The sequence below is a fragment of the Megasphaera hutchinsoni genome, from assembly GCF_001553405.1.
Classification (GTDB): Bacteria; Bacillota; Negativicutes; order Veillonellales; family Megasphaeraceae; genus Megasphaera; species Megasphaera hutchinsoni.
The window spans coordinates 1-773 of record NZ_KQ960947.1 but is presented as its reverse complement, the minus strand read 5'-3'; the positions used below and the strand labels follow the sequence as shown (position 1 = coordinate 773).

The 773-nt window shown below is 42.0% G+C and carries 1 pseudogene; it reads left to right on the top strand.

From position 1 onward, the window contains the following. Positions 1 to 773 (top strand): annotated as a pseudogene (locus HMPREF3182_RS07680) (hypothetical protein); the annotation flags it as partial.

Sequence of the window (773 nt, the reverse complement as noted above, 5' to 3'; positions counted from 1 at the left end):
AGTTATCAAGAATGTAAAAGCTGGCGATGTATCTGAAAACAGTAAAGAAGCTATCAATGGTAGTCAATTGTACAAGACAAATCAAGGTTTCGATATTTTGGTAGGTCAAGATACAGCCGATAACAGAGCTAACGTTGCTTTAGGTCAAGATAAGAAAGAAACGGTTGAATTTGCCGCAGGTAATAGCCTGGAAGTTACATTAGACAAGAATGCTAAGAAAGTAACCTATTCCTTGAAAGATGACATCACAGTCGGTAAAGATGGAGAAGCTGGCAAAGATGGCAAGGTGACTGTCAATGGTAAAGACGGTGAAAAAGTTACTATTGACGGTAAAGATGGTAAGATCGAAAGCAAGGCGAAAGATGGCACAACCGTTACAGTAAATGGTAAAGATGGTACTGTGGGCGCTAAAGGTGCAGACGGCACAACTGTTACCATGAACGCGAAAGACGGTACAATCGGTGCGAAAGGCCCGAAAGGTGCTAATGGCAAAGATGGCGCGTCTGTTACGATCAACGGTAAAGATGGCATTACAACGATTACCGGTGCTACCGATGATAAGGATCATAAAAATGTCATCGCTCTTGACGGTAAAGATGGCAAGATGGGTATTACCGGCAAAGATGGCAATAGCGTTACATTAAATGGCCAAGATGGTTCTATCGACATGAAGGGTAAAGACGGTAAGAATGCTGTCAATATTACTACAAAAGATGGCATTGTTGGTGTTGATGGGCAAGATGGTACTACTAGAATTGTCGTTAAAGATGGCG